The organism is Brevundimonas sp. GN22, from assembly GCF_054824005.1.
Genome location: NZ_JSYD01000019.1, coordinates 21,121 through 37,326 on the forward strand (window position 1 = coordinate 21,121; position 16,206 = coordinate 37,326).

The following is a 16,206-nucleotide window of genomic DNA, read 5'->3' on the forward strand; positions in this document are numbered from 1 at the left end:
AACGCTTTGGCATACTATTGTTACATCAAGGGTTGAAAAAGGGTATGATCCTCGCAATCGCGTCTTTGACCTCATCCGTCGAGACGGCGAAACTGAAACGGATAAAGCGATGTCCGTCCACGGGATCGAAGTCCACACCCGGAGCCGTCGCCACGCCGGTCGCCCGCAACAGACGCTCGCAGAAGTCGATGCTGTTGTCGGTCAGATGGCTGATGTCGGCATAGATGTAGAAGGCACCGTCAGGCGGGGCGATGGTCGCCAGACCCAGTTGGGCCAGGGCCTCTAGCATCAGGCGACGGTTTTCGCGGTACACATCGACATAGCTTTCCAGCACATCCTCGCAGTCCATGGCGACCAGAGCGGCGCGCTGGCTGAGGGTGGCGGGGGTGAGGAACATATTCCCCATGCGCGCGCGGGTCTGATCGACCAATTCGGCGGGTAGAATAACCCAGCCCAGTCGCCAGCCCGGCATGGACCAGTATTTGGAGAAGCTGTTCACCACCACAGCGTCCGGCGCATACTCCAGCATGCAGGGCGCGCGGCCTTCGTAGATCAGCCCGTGGTAGATTTCGTCCGAGATGATCTTGATGTTCTTGCGGGCGCAGACCTCGGCAATGGCCTTCAACTCGGCCTCTGGGATCAGCGATCCGGTGGGGTTGGCGGGGCTGGCGAGAATGACACCTTTGGGTGCGGGCTCGATGGCATCGAGGGCCGCTGCCGTCATCTGATAGCCGACCTCGGGGCCACAACCGATCTCGACACACTCCATGTGCATCGCCTTCAGCGTGTTGCGGTAGGCCACATAGCCTGGGCGGGCGGTAGCCACGACATCACCCGGCTGGAACAGTACCGACAAGGCAACGACCAGAGCCGGCGACGCACCTGCCGTCAGGACGATACACCAGGGATCAACCGTCACGCCGTAGCGGTCGGCATACAGTTTGGCGATCCGCTCGCGCAGCTTGGGGTCTTCCCAATAGCCGCCCGCCTCGGAATCCAGACGCGCGTGGGCCTCGGCAATCGCCTTGGGCGGTGCGCCCGTCGACGGCTGGCCGAATTCCATGTGGATCACCGAACGGCCCTGAGCCTTTAACTCATGGGCGATGCGGGAGATGCTGATGGCGCGGAAAGGATCAATCTGTACAGTCATTTAGAGAGCATCTGCCAAACGCAAGAAACCTGCAACGTCGATGGTTTCGGCGCGGGCTTCGGGGGAAATACCGGCGGCTTCGCAAAGCGCGGCACCGCCGAGTTGTTTAAGTGAAGAGCGCAGCATTTTACGGCGCTGGCCAAAGGCAGCCGCCGTAACGCGTTCCAGCTTCTTCAAACGTTCTGGCGAAGGGCGCACGGCGTGCGGGACCAGATGGACCACGGCAGAGGCAACTTTGGGCGGAGGGGTAAAGGCAGCAGCGGGCAAGTGCATCACAATGCGAGCCTCGCACACGGCCTGAGAGATGACGGCCAGACGGCCATAGGCGTCTTCGTCGGGCTGAGCCACCACACGCTCGGCGACTTCCTTCTGGAACATCAGCGTCAGAGCATGCGGAAGCCACGGCCCCGTCAGCCATTTGATCAGCAGCGGCGTACCGACGTTATAGGGCAGATTCGACACCAGATGGGTCGGGCCGTCCGAGAGCTCGGCTTCCTTGACCTTGAGCGCGTCGGCCTCGTGGATCGTCAGGCGGCCCGAGCCGTCGTCGAGTTCGGACAGCAGCGGGATGAAGCGCGGGTCTTTCTCGACCAGAATAACCTTGCCCGCGTCGCTTTCGATTAGGGCGCGGGTCAGGCCACCGGGGCCGGGGCCGACCTCGATGACATTTCGGCCGTCAAACGGGCCGGCATAGCGCACGATCTTGCGGGTAACATTGAGGTCCAGCAGGAAATGCTGGCCAAAGCTCTTCTTCGCCGACAGGCCGTGGGCGTCGAGCGTTTCGCGGAGGGTGGGAAGGTGGTCGGTCACGACGCAGTTGTTAGCGCGTTGCGCGCTTGGCCGCCATGTCTGAAGCTAGTTTTACCGCCGCAATAAAGCTGTCGGCGCGAGCAATGCCGCGACCCGCGATATCGAACCCTGTGCCGTGATCGGGCGAGGTACGCACAATGGGCAGCCCCAGAGTGGCGTTGACGCCGCCCCAGAAGTCCAGCGTCTTTACCGGAATAAGAGCCTGATCGTGATAGAGGCAGATATGGGCGTCGTAACGCTTGCGTGCCTCTTCGTGGAACAAGGTGTCTGCGGGCAGGGGATCGGTGATGTCGATGCCTTCGCCGCGCAACTGTTCGGCGGCGGGGCGCAGGATGGTGACTTCCTGAAGACCGATTGATCCGCCTTCGCCTGCGTGGGGGTTCAGACCCGCCATGGCCAGACGCGGCTTGGCAATGCCGAAATCGCGCTTCATCGACTCATGGACGACGCGGGCAATGCGGGTCACACGGTCGGGGGTCACCAGTTCAGGCAACTGGTCGATGGGAACGTGGATGGTTACGAGACAAGCGCGCAGGTCTTGTGCCGTCAGCATCATCACAGGACCGCGCGTGCCGACGAAGGGCATGTCAGCGGTCAGTTCAGCGATGAACTCGGTATGGCCGGGGAAGCGGAAGCCCGCTGCATACATCGGGGCCTTGGCGATAGGCGCGGTCACCATGCCCGCCGCCTCGCCCGACAGGATCAAATCGACCGCACGCTCGATCCAGTCGGCAACCATTGGCGCATTGGCCGGATCGGGCTGGCCAGCAACGACCTTGGTGGGAACGGGCTGGTCGATGACCGGAATGGCGCGGTTGAAGACCTGAAACGCCTCGGAGGCGCTGTAAACGGCTTCGACCGGCGCGCCCTGCTTGGCCAGAATGGCGGCATCGCCGATGACAGCGAAGGGCAGGGGCGCAGGTGCAAGGATGGACTGGCGCTGTGTTTTCAGCGCCTGCCATCCCTTGGCGATGATTTCAGGGCCGACGCCAGCGGGGTCGCCCATGGTCACGACCAATGGGCGCGGTCCGGTCGGCCCTTCGATCATTGCTTGATTTCGATCAGAGCATCTTCACGCAGGTCGCGCAGATAGCGACGGCCCAGCATTGCGAAGTTCTGACCCTGCAGGCGGTTTTCAACTTGCTGGCGGGACGGCACTTCCGGACCACCGACGCGACGGTCACAGACGGCCAGCAGGTGCAGACCCAGCGGCGAGCGCACAGGATCGCTGACCGAGCCAACGGATGCCGAACGCGCCACTTGCTGGAACTGCGGCAACAGGTTGGAGATGTCAGCTTCACCCAGATCAGAGCCCAGAAGGCCCTCTTCCGAGCGGGCGCGCTCCAGGATGTTGTCGCAGGTCAGCTGACCGCGGATGCCGTTAAGGCGGGCGGTCGCCGCGGCGACTTCGGCCTCGGTGGCAGTTTCCGGCAGTTCGATCATGACCTGCTTCAGCGAGACGTGGCTGGTGGCCGCGCCTGCACGTTTGTCACGCATATAAACGATATAGACGCCGCCTTCGACGACGATCGGGTTCGAAAGCTGGCCAACTTCGAGCACGTCAAATGAGGCTTGCAGCGCCGGTTGCACGCTGCCCTGAACAACCCAGCCTGCGTCACCGCCACGGGCAGCCGAAGGTGCCGACGAGAACTGGCGAGCCACGTTCTGGAACGGCGCGCCTTGAACCATTTGTGCGATAAGTTGGCGTGCACCATTCACGGCTTCCTGCATACCGCCAACGCGTGCCGCGTCGAGGTAGATTTCGCCGATCAGATATTGGGGCTTGGTCGCCGATTCCGTGATCTGGCGCAGAGCCTGATCCACCTGGCTGCGGCTGACCTTTGCACGGTCGCGGAAACGACCCACCGTCAGATCGCTCCAACCCAGACGGGTGCGGATGCTCTCGCGGAAGGGGGTAAGCTGAATGCCGCCCTGTTGGACAAAGCGCAGATATTCCTGAACCGAGACGCCAGCTTCACGAGCCATTTGCTCGATTTCCTTGTCGACTTCTTCGTCGGAAATCTTGAGCTGCTCGAACTTGGCGATCTCCTGCGCTTGCAGGCGCTCGTCGATCAGGTCGTTCAGAGCCTGTTGTTGCAGGGCCGGCAGGGTTTCCTGCGTCGGCTGAACCTGCGACATCATGATGGTCAGCAGCATACGCTGGCGCAGGTCGAAGCCGGTGATGATGCGGTCGTTGACTGTCGCCACGACGCCGTCAGCCATCTGGAAGCGCGCTTCCGGAGCGGGACGAACCGGGGCTTCTTCCGCAGCGGGATTAAGCGTGCCAGCAGCCTGGGGTTCCTGCGTCGGCGCAACCTGCGCGACGGCGGGAGCCAAGGTGGCTGACGTCAGAAGGGCGGCAATCGCCGTACCCGTAGTGAAACGCTTGAAACCCATAGTGAGTCCTGATTCCCTTTGGCGGTCGGTCTTCTCGGTCACAGACCCAGTCCTTGGGCTGTGTATCGCATGCATGCCATCGACGCGATATCCCTACCGTAATTCAGTGTGATCATATCCGTTACCGCCAAATGTGACGAGGTTTAGGCGGATAAATACGCCTTCGCTGGGGCCGGTGGGGCGGACGCGGGTGTTATCGCGTCTCCAGCCGAACTCCAGACGGAAGCAGTCGTCGTCGTACAACAGGCCGACTTCGGAGCGGGTGATGATATCGCGTTCTAGATCGGCGATGCCGCGAACGGTAACGCCCCAGTTGCGATAGACGAACTGTTGAGCCGCCAACTGGACGAACTCGTAGTTGCGGTTGAGCGGTCCGGCCAGCGGGTTCGACGAGTCGACGATATAGCTGAGGGCACCCGAGTTGCGACGGCCCCAGTCGCCGCTGATGGTGGCTTCGGCGCGGCGCAGGGTGCCTTCGCCGTCCATCACAGCGTGGAACCAGCCGCGAACTCGGTCGGACGGATCGAACGTGCCCTGAACAACCCAGTCGGAGTTGCGACGGGCCAGACCCGACGGGTCGTAAAGTTCGGTAGGCGAATCCGGTACCGGCACGAGGAAGGCGCGTTCGCTTTCATCACGGAACGAGCGACCGATAAACAGGCTAGCCGAGCGACCATCGGCCCAGTTCACGGTTGCACGACCACCGGCGGTGAAGCGCAAGCCGCCTTCCAGTAGGTCATACCCGGGGAAGCGGTCGGTGCTGAACAGGGAGATGTGGTCCAGTTCCAGCGTCTGGCTGCCCTCGATCGGAATCAGGCGGTCCATGTCCGCTTCGTTCGAGATCGACAGTTGCGCCATCGGCTCAAGCACGATGGAGCCGTTGCCAGCGAACGGGCGATAGAGCGGATAGGAAACATCAACGCCAGCGGTGGTGCGGGCGCGGGTAATGGTTTCGCTGTCCAGACCGAGGAACGGCGGCAGGTCCGACACCGAATAGATGTCGCCGCGAAGATCCACGAACGGCTCGATGCGCATACCCGGACGGGTGATGAAGACGCGGCGCCAGTCCACCTGACCGGTGATGCGGCGGCTATCGATGCCGGGCAGGTCTGCCGTCACGGTCGGCGGGACAATCTCGGGACGCAGGGTCGGATAGCCGACATACGCGTCGCGGGTCAGTGCCACAGCCGAGCCACGCAGGCGCAGACGGCCGCCCAGAATGGGGCCTTCCGGTTCCCAGCGGGCGTCGATGATTGGCGCTACCAGCGGCAGGGTGTTGTCCGACTCAAACTCGTTCAGAGCAGGCGTGAGCGGGCTGAACTCCGAGACGCGCAGGCTCTGGATGCTGAATGCCGCAACCGACAGATAGGATCGCTCGGTCTGGCGCTCGGCATAGAGCTGGCTGATCAGACGGCGGCGGTCACCGTAATACAGGCCGTTGTCCTGATAGGGGTTCTGGACGTCATAGCGGTCGAACAGGGTTTTGTCCGACACGCGCTCGGCGGTGAAGCCCCAGCGCCACGGACCCTGCAGGTCGAACTCGCCGTGAGCCAGAATGTAGGAGCGGCTGGTGCGGTCGCCAAAGTTGACGTTCGATTCGGCCTTGCCGTCGTTATCGAGGTCGAAGTCCCCGAAGTTCTTGGCATAGGTGTAGCCACCACGCGCGACAATAGTGCCGCTGTTGAAACGGCGGCGCCATTGGGCGTTGAGGAACGGCGGAACGCTGGTGTTTAGGCGCGGGCTGAGCAGCCAGTCCTCGGATTTGGACACGACGTGCAAATAGGGCACCTCGACCGAAAGGCCGCGAGCCTCGTCATAGTCAAAGCGCGGGAAGAGGAAGCCCGAGGCGCGATCCACCGTCGGATCAGGGTGCGCCAGATACGGGGTGTAGAACACCGGCACATCGCCAAAGCGGACAACGACGTTGCGATAGGTGATGGCGCGGAGGTTCTCGTCCTGAACTGCCTTCTCCGCCGTCAGACTAAGACCCGGCTTGGCCTTGGGGTCGTTTTCGCAGACGGGGCAGGGCAGGAAATAGACGCGGTTAAGTTCGGATACGTTTTCCGAACGACGCACAGCAGAGGCCGCCATCAGCGTTGCGCCCTGTGGGGTGCGGGTCGCCAGATCGGTGGCGATGCCGGTCTTCATGTCCTTGTCCAATTGGATTTCGGAAGCATGCAGGACCGTGCCATCGGGCGCGATCAGTTCGACCTGACCTGCGGCCGTGGAGATACCGGTTTTCAAATCGTACTGAACGTCTTCGGCGCGCAGGGTATAGTCCTGATAGCGCGAGAACACGCGATCATCGGCCTCGCCACCCTTGGCGGTGACGATGTCGCCCTGACGTTCTGCCTGATCGGCTTCGACATAAAGGCTGCCGGGGACCAGGCCATCCTCGCCGCGTTGGAGCGCGTTCGCCTGCGTAGTCGTGGTGGCTTGCGGCTGGGTTTGGCTTTGCGCCTCCGCCAGATCGGCAATCCCCCAAATGGGCAGCGCGCACAGTGCCGCGCCAGCCATCAGCTTCAGGCGCAGGGCTCCTGTTTTGGGGTGATGGCGGTCACGCATACGATCATCCATTAGGCAGTAAAATCAGGCAGGTGCCCGATCGGTCGATTAGCCGTCTTCGGTATAGAACAGCAAGGTGAGGGCGGCGAGTGCCGTAAGTATGGCAGGCAACCATGCCGCTAGGAACGGCGGAATGACCTCTGCCGATCCCATCGCTGCCGAAAACTGGTTGATAAAGAAGAAGCCGAAGCCCAGCACCACTGCAGATACAGCCATTCTGGCCATGTCGCCGAGGCGCATCAGGCGCAGGGAAAACGCTGCCGCCAAAATGGACATGGCTGCAAACATCAGCGGCGTCGCCAGCAGTTGCTGGAACCGCAACGTATAGGCCGTCGAGGCGAAACCAGCGCTTTCAATACGGTGGGTCTGAGCCGGAAGCGACCAGACCGACAGCGATTGCGGGCGTTCGAACTGTTGGAAGGCTTCTTCATCGGCCAGCGAGGAGGGCAGGTCCAGCGTGGCATAGCGCACTGCCTGTTGGCCGCCTTGGCCGCCCAACACGTCCGTCAGGCGCCAGCGCCCCGCTGTCAGGGTGGCGGTCTTGGCGTCAACGCGCTCGGTGAAGCGGCGCTCGCCTTCCGGCGTGATCGAGTAGATGAAGAAGGTAGCGTCCAGCAGTTGGCCGGTGTTGCGGTTCTGGCGCTCGCCGCGAATGATCATCTGGCGCGCCTCGTCGCCTTCGCGCAGCCATACAGGCACGGCCTCGTCTTCGACCTGTCCACCGCCGCTGATGCGCTTGCGCTCGGCCTGCCAGTGGGCGTCACCCATGGCGGCGAGCGGGCCGATGGCCGTGACCGTCACAATGCCCAGCACAAAGGCGCAGGCAGCGGCTGGCAACACAAATCGCCATGCCGAAACACCTGCTGCACGCATGGCAATCAGTTCGCTGCGACGGTTTAGGCTGACGAAGGCACCCAGCGTGCCGAACAGGAAAACAAACGGCAGCAACTGCACGATCACCGCCGGAGATTTCACTCCGATCAGGCTCAGCACCTTGAAGCCCGAAAGCTCGCCGTCCGAGTTCAAACCACGCGACACTTCAACGAAGTCGATCAGCATCACCAGAGCGGCGATGATAGCCAAGGCTACGCCCAGCGCCTTTAGCTGCTGGCCCAGCACATAACGTTCAATACGGCCCAGACGCATTATGCAGCCCTCGACGTGAGGCGGCGCACAAGCCCCGCACGGCGGCGTGGCTTAAGCGCGCGGAACAGGTGGCGCACGGCCAGAAGGGTCGCGCCCAAGGGTACGACATACTGAAGAATATTGAGCCAGCCATTCCACGCAGCGGCGGCAACCAGACCGTAGCCAATCACGCGCACGACAAGGAACAGACCCGCAGCACGGGCGATCCGCCCCGTATATCCGGTGCGGCTGAAGGCTCCGCCCAGAATGGCCGACAGGGCAAAGCCCATAGCGACCAGCGCATAAAGCGGCGAGGCGATACGGCTATGCCCTTCGGCAGCCAACTCACCGCGCGAGCCCGCCATTTTGACGATGTCATCGGTCGGGTTGAACAACTGGTGCAGCCACAGGTCCGAGGCCTTGAAGCGGATCTTCTGGTCGGTCCCGCGCGAATAGGGCGTCAGGTCGATGGCATAGTTGTCAAACGACAGATGGTTCAGCACCTCGCGCGAGGAATAGCGCTGCATTGAACCGTTTTGCATCGTCAGTACCGGAATGCCGTCAATGCGGGTAAAGCGGGCCGTCTCGGCGTCCCAGCTCGTAACCGTCTTGCCGTCGTCGATATAGACGAACAGGTTCCGCATAAGACCGTTCTGCTCGATCTGCTGGACATAGACAGCTAGACCGTCGGGCCCTTGCACAAAGCGACCCTCCTCGACCAGCAGCGCGGCAAGGTCGGTGCGAATAGCGAAAGCCTCACGACGGCTCTGCTGTTGACCCCAGGGTTGCAGGACGGTTGTCGTCAGAAGTCCGACAAGTGTCACGATCAGGGCCAGCGCCATCGCTGGACGGATCAGACCCATACGACTCATCCCTGCAGCATAGGCGGCAGTCAGTTCCTGATCGCGTTGCAGGCGGGTGAGGGCAATCAGGGCACCGACAAACAGGCCAATTGGCAGAATAACTGCCAGTAGTTGCGGCAGGGCCAAAAGTGTCAGTTTTGTCATGACCCAAAGGCTCTGACCCCGCTCGACAATCACCTCGAGTTGCTCGAGGCTTTGACTTAGCAGGCCAATTCCGACGAGTGCGCCAATTGCGGCCAAAATTGGCAGGCCGATCTGGCGGAACAGATACCGTTGGATAAGGGTCATACAGTGAAATTTTTGCGCGATAGGGGTGCCTGATTGTGTTGCAGGCAAAGACGATGCGGCCCATGTAATACACGTCCGAGTGCGACGGTGGAACCGCTGGCGCGCTCTTGTTGAAATCAAACGCCACCGGGGAAGCTTTTCTCCGGCCGGAGATGTTTTATGCAAATTCAGTTCGTAGCTTCCGCCGAACAGTCACAGATTCTCGCTGTGATGGTTCAGGAAGATCGCCAACTTACGGGTCTTGGTGCGGATCTGGACGCGAAGTCGTCCGGCGCTCTTGCAAAAGCCATGGCGTCGGGCCGTTTCAAGGGCGGCGCGAACTCCACCCTGAACGTGCTGGCACCGGCAGGTGTCGACGCCAATGCCGTGCTGCTGGTCGGTGCAGGCGCTGCCGATAAGTTCGACGACCTGGCCGTAGAAACCTACGCCGGCGCGGCCTATGCCGCTGTTAAGCTGTCGGGCGCTGATACCCTGACCATCGACGCGACCCACCTGACGCCGGAGCAGGCCGCGCGCGCTGCGTTTGCCGCCCGTCTGGCTTCGTATCGTTTCGACAAATACCTGACCAAGCAAAAGCCGGAGAAGGTGCCGTCGATCAAGTCGGTCCGCATCATCACGGAAAATCCGGTTGCTGCCGAAGCTGCCTTTGGGCCGCTGTCGGCTGTGGCTGACGCGGTCTTCTTCTCGCGTGATCTGGTCTCGGAGCCGGCCAACATCCTGTACCCGGCCGAGTTCGCTCGCCGCGTGAAGGAGTTGGAGAAGCTGGGTGCCAAGGTCGAGATTCTCGGTGAAGCCGAGATGGAAAAACTCGGCATGGGTTCGCTGCTGGGCGTGGGCCAAGGTTCGGTCCGTGAAAGCCAACTGGCTGTCATTCAATGGAACGGCGGCAAGCAAGGCGAGCAACCGATCGCCTTCGTCGGTAAGGGCGTCTGCTTCGACACCGGCGGCATCAGCCTGAAGCCGGCCGACGGCATGGAAGAAATGAAGTGGGACATGGGTGGCGCTGCTGCCGTGGCCGGCCTCATGCACGCTCTGGTCGGTCGTAAGGCCAAGGTGAACGTCGTTGGCGTTCTGGGCCTCGTGGAAAACATGCCAGACGGTAACGCCCAGCGTCCGGGTGACGTTGTCACCTCCATGTCGGGTCAGACCATCGAGGTTCTGAACACCGACGCCGAAGGCCGTCTCGTCCTGGCTGATGCGCTTTGGTACACCCAAGACCGCTTCAATCCGAAGTTCATGATCGATCTGGCCACCCTGACCGGCGCGATCATCATTTCGCTGGGTCTGGAATACGCTGGCGTGTTCACCAACTCGGACGAAATCGCCGAGGGTCTGGCTGCGGCTGGTCCGAAGGTTGGCGAGAAGACCTGGCGCATGCCGATTCCGGCGGAATACGACCGCCACATCGACAGCCCGATTGCCGATATGAAGAACATGGGCAATGGCCGCGCCGGTGGTTCGATCACTGCGGCTCTGTTCCTGCAACGTCACACCAACGGCGTGCCGTGGGCCCACATCGACATCGCCTCGACCGCATGGGTCAAGGGCTCGACCAACCCGACCGTGCCGGATGGTGCTGTGGGTTACGGCGTGCGCCTGCTCGACCAACTGGTCGCGGACAAGTACGAAGCCTAATCGCTTCAAAAGGGGGTAGGACCGGTGTCCGACACTAAAACGGAAATCTGGTTCTACCACCTCGAGCGCTCGACGCTCGATCAGGTGTTGCCGGGCCTGTTGGAGAAAACTCTCCAGCGGGGCTGGCGCGCTCTGGTGCGCGTTAAAGACGTCGCCGACATCGATGAAATCGATGAACTTTTGTGGACCTATCGTCCCGACAGCTTCCTGCCGCATGGCCGTGCGGATGCGGAACATGCGAACCGCCAACCTGTGTTACTCACCGAATCAGGTGAGAACCTGAACTCTGCTCAGACGCTATTCATTGTCGATGAGTCAGAGCTGGGGGACACGGAGGATTACGCGCGGTGTTTCATTATATTCGACGGACGCAACGACAGTTCTGTTCAGCACGCCCGCAATCGCTGGCGCGACCTGAAGGACGGCAAGGCCGAGCTTCAGTACTGGAAACAGGACGAAGAGGGGCGCTGGGCGCGGGCAGCCTGATACTGGCCCTCGGGCTGTGGAGCTGTGGCTCCAGCCCCGAACCCATGCCTACGCGAGCCGCACCACCGGCGACGGTCCCTTATGCCCGGACGCCGGCACCCGCTCTGCCGTCCACGACCGAGCGCCCGTACTACTCAAATGATCCGGCACCGTCGGGCCGTGCCTATCAGCAGTCCCACTCTACAGACACACCGCCGCCCAACGCTACGCCGGGTGACCAGTGCGGTGCCCGTGACCTTCAATGGCTGGTCGGGCGGTCGCGCACTGAGATTCCGGTGCCGGTCGATGTTTCCCGCCGCCGGGTCACCTGCACCACCTGCGCGATTACCGAAGATCATGCGCCCTATCGCTTGAACATCTTTTATGACCGCCAGTCCGGTCGTGTGGAATCTGTGCGTTGCGGCTGAATAAAATCAAAAGGATAGCCGAAATGTCTAAACTGGTTTCGATAGTTTTGGGTGGGGCTGGCCTGGCCATGGCCGCCTGTGCGCCGATGCCCGCTACCCAACCTGCACCCGTCGACGACCCCGTCGTTCGCGATGTGAGCGGGCCGGTTCAGTGTAATTTGCAGGACTGGCAGTCCTATGTGGGCAAACCTCGTCAGTCGCTGCCCGCCGCGCCGCAGGGCCTGCGTTTCCGCGTGCTGTGCAAGGATTGCATGGCGACGATGGATTTCCGCACCGACCGGGTGAACTTCACCTATGACGACAAGGACATCATCACCCGCGTCACCTGCGGTTGATGGCCAAGGAAAAGGCCGCTCCGGAAGGGGCGGCCTTTTTCATGCTCAGCGTTCCATGCCGTAGAGGGCGTCAGCGACATCCTCAACCTTGGCGCGGATCAGGGTTTCCGCGTCGCGAAGACCCTGATTGTAATAGAGCCGCCCCACATGCTGTTCGATAAACTCGACCAGCATTTCGCCGGGTAGCCGCCCCAGTTCCAAATCCTGTTCTGTGCTCAGCCACTCACGGATCTTGTGGGCGGCTTCGTCGCGTTGTTCAGGGGACAGGAGCGGCTTTTGTGCCATCAGCTTACCTCGGCCAGCTCTTCTTCGGCAGCGACCCATGCGGCTTCAGCGGCCTCAAGGTCGGTTTGAAGCTTGGCACGCTTGCGGCTCAGGGTTTCGAACTTTTTCGGGTCCTTGGCCGCAGCGACAGCCATTTCCTCATCGGTCTTGGCGATGTCGGCAGCGATGACATTCATCGCTTCTTCGGCCTTCTTCACAGCGTGACGGAGCGTCGAAGGGGACTTGCCCTTTTTCTTCTGTTTGCCGCTATCGCTGCCGCCACGGGCGTCCGCTACTTGAGCGGCGTCCTTTTTGGCTTCTTCCTTCTTCACCTGCGAGGGCTTCATGCCTTGCTTGGCGCGTTCAAGGACGAACTTGGTGTAGTCATCCATATCACCTTCAAACGGCTTCACCGTGCCGTCAGCGGCCAGCCACAGGCGGTCTGCCACCAACTCCATCAGCGAGCGGTCGTGGGTGATCAGGATGACGGCACCGGTATATTCGTTCAGCGCATCCAGCAGGGCGCGACGGCTGTCGATATCAAGGTGGTTGGTCGGCTCATCGAGGATCAGGATGTGCGGTGCATCCATAGCCACGAGGTTCAGCAACAGACGTGCGCGCTCGCCACCCGACAGGGCGGCAACCTTGGTGTCCTGCTTGTTGAACGGCAGACCCCATTGGGCCAGGCGCGAACGGCGGCTGTTCTCTGAAGCCTCCGGCATCTGGCGCAGGATGATCTGAAGAGGGGTGTCCTCGGGGTCCATCGCTTCGATCTGGTGCTGGTGGAACCAGCCCACGCGCATCTTGCCGTCACGGTGGAATTCGCCCGACTGTACGGTCAGAGCCTTGGCGATCAGCTTGGCAAAGGTGGACTTACCCGCACCGTTGACGCCCAGCAGGCCAATGCGGTCGTCAAGGTCCATACGCAGGTTCAGGTTGCGCAGGATCGGCTTGCCGTCTTCGTAGCCAACGTTCGCGCCTTCCAGACGGATAAGCGGCGGCGGCAGCGGACGTTCCGGCGAGGGCAGGATGAACGGAGCGACGCGCTCTTCCGGCGGCAATTCGATTCGCTCGAGCTTTTCGAGCTTCTTGACGCGCGACTGGGCCTGAGTGGCCTTCGATGCCTTGGCTTTAAAGCGGTCGATGAACTTTTGCAGGTGGGCGCGTTCGACTTCCTGCTTAGCCTGATTGGCGGCCATCAGGCGCAGCTTTTCAGAGCGCGTCTTTTCGAAGGTGTCGTAGTTGCCGGTGTACAGGTCCAGCTTGCGGTTCGACAGGTGGAGGATGTGCGTGCACACCGAGTTCAACAGGTCGCGGTCGTGCGAAATTAGCAGGGCGGTGTGCGGATAACGCTTCAGGCGCTGCTCCAGCCAGACCACGCCTTCAAGGTCGAGATAGTTGGTCGGTTCGTCCAGCAGCAGCAGGTCGGGCTCGGCAAACAGAGCCGCCGCCAGTGCCACACGCATACGCCAACCACCCGAGAAGTGGGACATCGGGCGTTGGATGTCTTCCTGACTAAAGCCAAGACCCACAAGGATTTCCGAGGCGCGGGCAGGGGCGCTGTCGGCGTCGATCTCGATCAGGCGCATCCAGATTTCGCCCATCTCTTCGGGCTCGGCTGTTTCCAGACGGGTCAGAAGTTCGTGGCGTTCCTTGTCGGCCTCAAGGATGGTTTCCAGCACGCTGACGGGCGTGGCGGGGTGTTCCTGATCGACCGAGGCGACACGCGCGCTCTTCGGGATGGAAACCTCGTCACCGTTGGCGGCCAGACCACCCAGAATGATTTTGAACAGCGTCGACTTGCCGATGCCGTTGCGGCCGACAAGGCCGACCTTGGAACCGGGCGGCAGGCTGACTGAGGCGTCGTCAAGAAACTGGCGGCCCCAGGAGCTGAAGGTCAGATTGGTAATTTGAAGCATGTCGCTCGGAACTGTTCGTGTCGCGGGCGGCGATCCACAGGGGAGGAATGCGGCGCGAAATCGTTAAGGTTGGAAAGGTCGAAGCGGAACGCTATAAGCCCGCGACCCATTCTTTCCAAACTAAGAAGTCACCACCATGACCGAACGTACTTTCTCGATCATCAAGCCGGACGCCACCCGTCGTAACCTGACTGGTGCAATCAACGCTGTGATCGAAAACGCTGGCCTGCGCATCGTCGCTCAGCGCCGCATCAAGCTGACCGAAGCTCAAGCCAAGAAATTCTACGAAGTTCACGCAGAACGTCCGTTCTACGGCGAACTGGTTTCGCAAATGATCGCCGAGCCGGTCGTTGTCCAAGTTCTGGAAGCCGAAGGCGCTGTTGCCAAGTACCGCGAAGTGATGGGTGCAACCAACCCGAACGACGCTGCTGAAGGCACCATCCGCAAGCAGTTCGCTCTGTCGATCGGTGAAAACTCGGTCCACGGTTCGGACTCGATCGAAAACGCTGGCATCGAAATCGCCCAGTTCTTCACCGACGCCGACATCGTTGGCTAATCGCTGAAGTCCTTCGGGATTTGAAAAGGCCCCGCTGGTGAAAACCGGCGGGGCTTTTTTGTGCTTGGAGACAAAGGAAAAGGCCCGCAGCAGAGCGCTGCGGGCCTCTCTTTTGGTCTAAGTCCGCTTACCAGATGCGGACGCGGTCTTCCGGCTTCAGATATTGCTTCTGATCTGCCGTGATACCGAAGGCGTCATACCAGGCGTCGATGTTGCGCGGCGGGGTGGCGGCGCGGGCCGAACCCGGCGAGTGCGGGTCGGTGGCCAGATATTCGCGCAGCGTCTCGTCTCGGATCTTGTCACGCCACACCTGTGCCCAGCCATAGAACAGGCGCTGCTCTGCAGTGACGCCATCCAGCACGGGAGCCGGCTGGCCGTTCAGGCTGCGGTTATAGGCGGCATGTGCCAGAACCAGACCGCCCAGATCGGCGATGTTCTCGCCCATGGTCAGTTCCGGATTGATCGACACGCCTTCCAGCGGCTGCTGTGCGGCGTAGAGTGCGCCCAGCTTCTTGGCCTCCACGTCGAAGCGGGCGGCGTCTTCCGCCGTCCACCAGTCGCGCAGTTGGCCCTTGGCGTCGGTCTTGCGACCCTGATCGTCAAAGCCGTGCATGATTTCGTGACCGATGACGGCACCGATGCCACCATAGTTCACGGCCGCATCGGCATTCGGATCAAAGAACGGAGGCTGCAGGATAGCGGCAGGGAAAACGATCTCGTTACGCAGAGGGTGGTAGTATGCGTTCACTGTTTGCGGCGACATACCCCATTCTTCCGGATCAACGGCCTGACCGATCTTGCCGCGCTCATAGGCCCAGTCGAAGGCCGAGATGGCTTCGAGATTGCCGTAGAGGTCGTTGGCTTTGACCTCGAGCCCCTCATAGGAGCGCCACTTGGTCGGATAGCCGATCTTGGGACGGAAGCTGTCCAGCTTGGCCAAGGCTTCGGCCTTGGTGGCCGGCGTCATCCATTCAAGATTTTGCAGGCGGTCACGCATGGTCGCGATCAGGTTGGCGACCAATTCATCCATCTGGGCCTTGGAGGCGGCGGGGAAATGGCGGGTGACGTATTCCTGACCCAGCACTTCGGCCAGACTTCCGTCCACCAGAGCAACGCCACGGTTCCAGCGCGGGCGGATTTCCTGCTGACCACGCAGGGCCTTGTTGCGGAAGTTGAAGCGAGCGTCGACGAACTCTTTCGAGAGATACGGTGCGGCACCGTCGGCGATATTGAACGCCTGCCACGCCTTCAGGGTCTCGATGTCGGTCTCGCCAAATACCTGCGCCATGCCCGGCAATGCGGTGTTCTCGGTCATGACGACCTGGGCGACGTCTCCGACCTTGGCACCTTGCAGATAGGCAGCCCAATCAAAGCCCGGGGCATAGGTTGAGAGTTCTGACGCTGCG

The 16,206-nt window shown here is 61.5% G+C and carries 15 protein-coding genes; 5 read left to right on the top strand and 10 right to left on the bottom strand.

Features of this window, described 5'->3' with window-relative positions; all coding sequences use genetic code 11:
- Window positions 1-25 precede the first annotated feature (25 nt).
- From OB03_RS03445 to OB03_RS03475, 7 genes are all read right to left on the bottom strand, one after another.
- Complete coding sequence (locus OB03_RS03445; RefSeq protein ID WP_461343236.1) at window positions 26-1,150, bottom strand: pyridoxal phosphate-dependent aminotransferase; 1,125 nt, start codon at window positions 1,148-1,150, stop codon at window positions 26-28.
- Window positions 1,151-1,960 carry a 16S rRNA (adenine(1518)-N(6)/adenine(1519)-N(6))-dimethyltransferase RsmA gene (rsmA, locus tag OB03_RS03450; protein ID WP_461343237.1) on the bottom strand — a complete coding sequence of 270 codons (810 nt, stop codon included), beginning with the start codon at window positions 1,958-1,960 and terminating at the stop codon, window positions 1,151-1,153.
- A 10-nt stretch (window positions 1,961-1,970) separates the two neighbouring features.
- Window positions 1,971-3,008, bottom strand: a complete 1,038-nt coding sequence (pdxA, locus tag OB03_RS03455) for a 4-hydroxythreonine-4-phosphate dehydrogenase PdxA (RefSeq protein ID WP_242914111.1) — start codon at window positions 3,006-3,008, stop codon at window positions 1,971-1,973.
- Complete coding sequence (locus OB03_RS03460; protein ID WP_242914110.1) at window positions 3,005-4,357, bottom strand: peptidylprolyl isomerase; 1,353 nt, start codon at window positions 4,355-4,357, stop codon at window positions 3,005-3,007. The genes pdxA and OB03_RS03460 overlap by 4 nt, the downstream gene beginning before the upstream one ends.
- A gap of 93 nt (window positions 4,358-4,450) precedes the next feature.
- A complete protein-coding gene (locus tag OB03_RS03465) occupies window positions 4,451-6,922 on the bottom strand; it encodes an LPS-assembly protein LptD (RefSeq protein WP_461343238.1) in 2,472 nt (823 codons plus the stop codon).
- Window positions 6,923-6,970: 48 nt separating this feature from the next.
- Window positions 6,971-8,068, bottom strand: coding sequence for an LPS export ABC transporter permease LptG (gene lptG, locus OB03_RS03470; RefSeq protein WP_461343239.1), 1,098 nt, complete (start codon window positions 8,066-8,068; stop codon window positions 6,971-6,973).
- Window positions 8,068-9,198: an LptF/LptG family permease gene (locus OB03_RS03475; protein WP_242914107.1), complete on the bottom strand. Its 1,131-nt coding sequence runs from the start codon at window positions 9,196-9,198 to the stop codon at window positions 8,068-8,070. Before OB03_RS03475 ends, lptG begins: the two co-directional genes overlap by 1 nt.
- Window positions 9,199-9,357: 159 nt before the next feature.
- Here OB03_RS03475 and OB03_RS03480 point away from each other — a divergent pair, with 159 nt between their 5' ends.
- From OB03_RS03480 to OB03_RS03495, 4 genes are read left to right on the top strand one after another with little or no spacing between them, the layout of a single operon-like run.
- Window positions 9,358-10,833, top strand: coding sequence for a leucyl aminopeptidase (locus tag OB03_RS03480; RefSeq protein ID WP_461343240.1), 1,476 nt, complete (start codon window positions 9,358-9,360; stop codon window positions 10,831-10,833).
- A gap of 24 nt (window positions 10,834-10,857) precedes the next feature.
- Window positions 10,858-11,319 carry a DNA polymerase III subunit chi gene (locus OB03_RS03485; protein WP_461343241.1) on the top strand — a complete coding sequence of 154 codons (462 nt, stop codon included), beginning with the start codon at window positions 10,858-10,860 and terminating at the stop codon, window positions 11,317-11,319.
- Between the two features lie 44 nt (window positions 11,320-11,363).
- The gene (locus OB03_RS03490) at window positions 11,364-11,726 is read left to right on the top strand and encodes a hypothetical protein (RefSeq protein ID WP_461343242.1); all 363 of its coding nucleotides are present in this window, start codon (window positions 11,364-11,366) and stop codon (window positions 11,724-11,726) included.
- Window positions 11,727-11,749: 23 nt separating this feature from the next.
- Window positions 11,750-12,061, top strand: coding sequence for a hemolysin (locus OB03_RS03495; RefSeq protein ID WP_461343243.1), 312 nt, complete (start codon window positions 11,750-11,752; stop codon window positions 12,059-12,061).
- Between the two features lie 45 nt (window positions 12,062-12,106).
- Here the strand turns inward: OB03_RS03495 and OB03_RS03500 are convergent, their stop codons facing one another.
- Window positions 12,107-12,346 carry a DUF2164 domain-containing protein gene (locus tag OB03_RS03500; RefSeq protein ID WP_461343244.1) on the bottom strand — a complete coding sequence of 80 codons (240 nt, stop codon included), beginning with the start codon at window positions 12,344-12,346 and terminating at the stop codon, window positions 12,107-12,109.
- Complete coding sequence (locus tag OB03_RS03505; protein WP_242914101.1) at window positions 12,346-14,244, bottom strand: ABC-F family ATP-binding cassette domain-containing protein; 1,899 nt, start codon at window positions 14,242-14,244, stop codon at window positions 12,346-12,348. The genes OB03_RS03500 and OB03_RS03505 overlap by 1 nt, the downstream gene beginning before the upstream one ends.
- A gap of 136 nt (window positions 14,245-14,380) precedes the next feature.
- On the opposite strand from OB03_RS03505, the gene ndk reads away from it, so the two are divergent.
- Window positions 14,381-14,800: a nucleoside-diphosphate kinase gene (gene ndk, locus OB03_RS03510; RefSeq protein WP_242914100.1), complete on the top strand. Its 420-nt coding sequence runs from the start codon at window positions 14,381-14,383 to the stop codon at window positions 14,798-14,800.
- A gap of 127 nt (window positions 14,801-14,927) precedes the next feature.
- Here the strand turns inward: ndk and OB03_RS03515 are convergent.
- On the bottom strand, window positions 14,928-16,206 hold a 1,279-nt coding region (locus OB03_RS03515; protein ID WP_461343245.1), incomplete at its 5' end, for a M13 family metallopeptidase.

What these genes read in the sequence shown, in the direction of transcription:
- OB03_RS03445 (WP_461343236.1), bottom strand. Translation starts at nt 1,150, where the DNA reads ATGACTGTACAGATTGATCCTTTCCGCGCCATCAGCATCTCCCGCATC.
- pdxA (WP_242914111.1), bottom strand. Translation starts at nt 3,008, where the DNA reads ATGATCGAAGGGCCGACCGGACCGCGCCCATTGGTCGTGACCATGGGC.
- OB03_RS03460 (WP_242914110.1), bottom strand. Translation starts at nt 4,357, where the DNA reads ATGGGTTTCAAGCGTTTCACTACGGGTACGGCGATTGCCGCCCTTCTG.
- OB03_RS03465 (WP_461343238.1), bottom strand. Translation starts at nt 6,922, where the DNA reads ATGCGTGACCGCCATCACCCCAAAACAGGAGCCCTGCGCCTGAAGCTG.
- lptG (WP_461343239.1), bottom strand. Translation starts at nt 8,068, where the DNA reads ATGCGTCTGGGCCGTATTGAACGTTATGTGCTGGGCCAGCAGCTAAAG.
- OB03_RS03475 (WP_242914107.1), bottom strand. Translation starts at nt 9,198, where the DNA reads ATGACCCTTATCCAACGGTATCTGTTCCGCCAGATCGGCCTGCCAATT.
- OB03_RS03480 (WP_461343240.1), top strand. Translation starts at nt 9,358, where the DNA reads ATGCAAATTCAGTTCGTAGCTTCCGCCGAACAGTCACAGATTCTCGCT.
- OB03_RS03490 (WP_461343242.1), top strand. Translation starts at nt 11,364, where the DNA reads ATGCCTACGCGAGCCGCACCACCGGCGACGGTCCCTTATGCCCGGACG.
- OB03_RS03495 (WP_461343243.1), top strand. Translation starts at nt 11,750, where the DNA reads ATGTCTAAACTGGTTTCGATAGTTTTGGGTGGGGCTGGCCTGGCCATG.
- OB03_RS03500 (WP_461343244.1), bottom strand. Translation starts at nt 12,346, where the DNA reads ATGGCACAAAAGCCGCTCCTGTCCCCTGAACAACGCGACGAAGCCGCC.
- OB03_RS03505 (WP_242914101.1), bottom strand. Translation starts at nt 14,244, where the DNA reads ATGCTTCAAATTACCAATCTGACCTTCAGCTCCTGGGGCCGCCAGTTT.
- ndk (WP_242914100.1), top strand. Translation starts at nt 14,381, where the DNA reads ATGACCGAACGTACTTTCTCGATCATCAAGCCGGACGCCACCCGTCGT.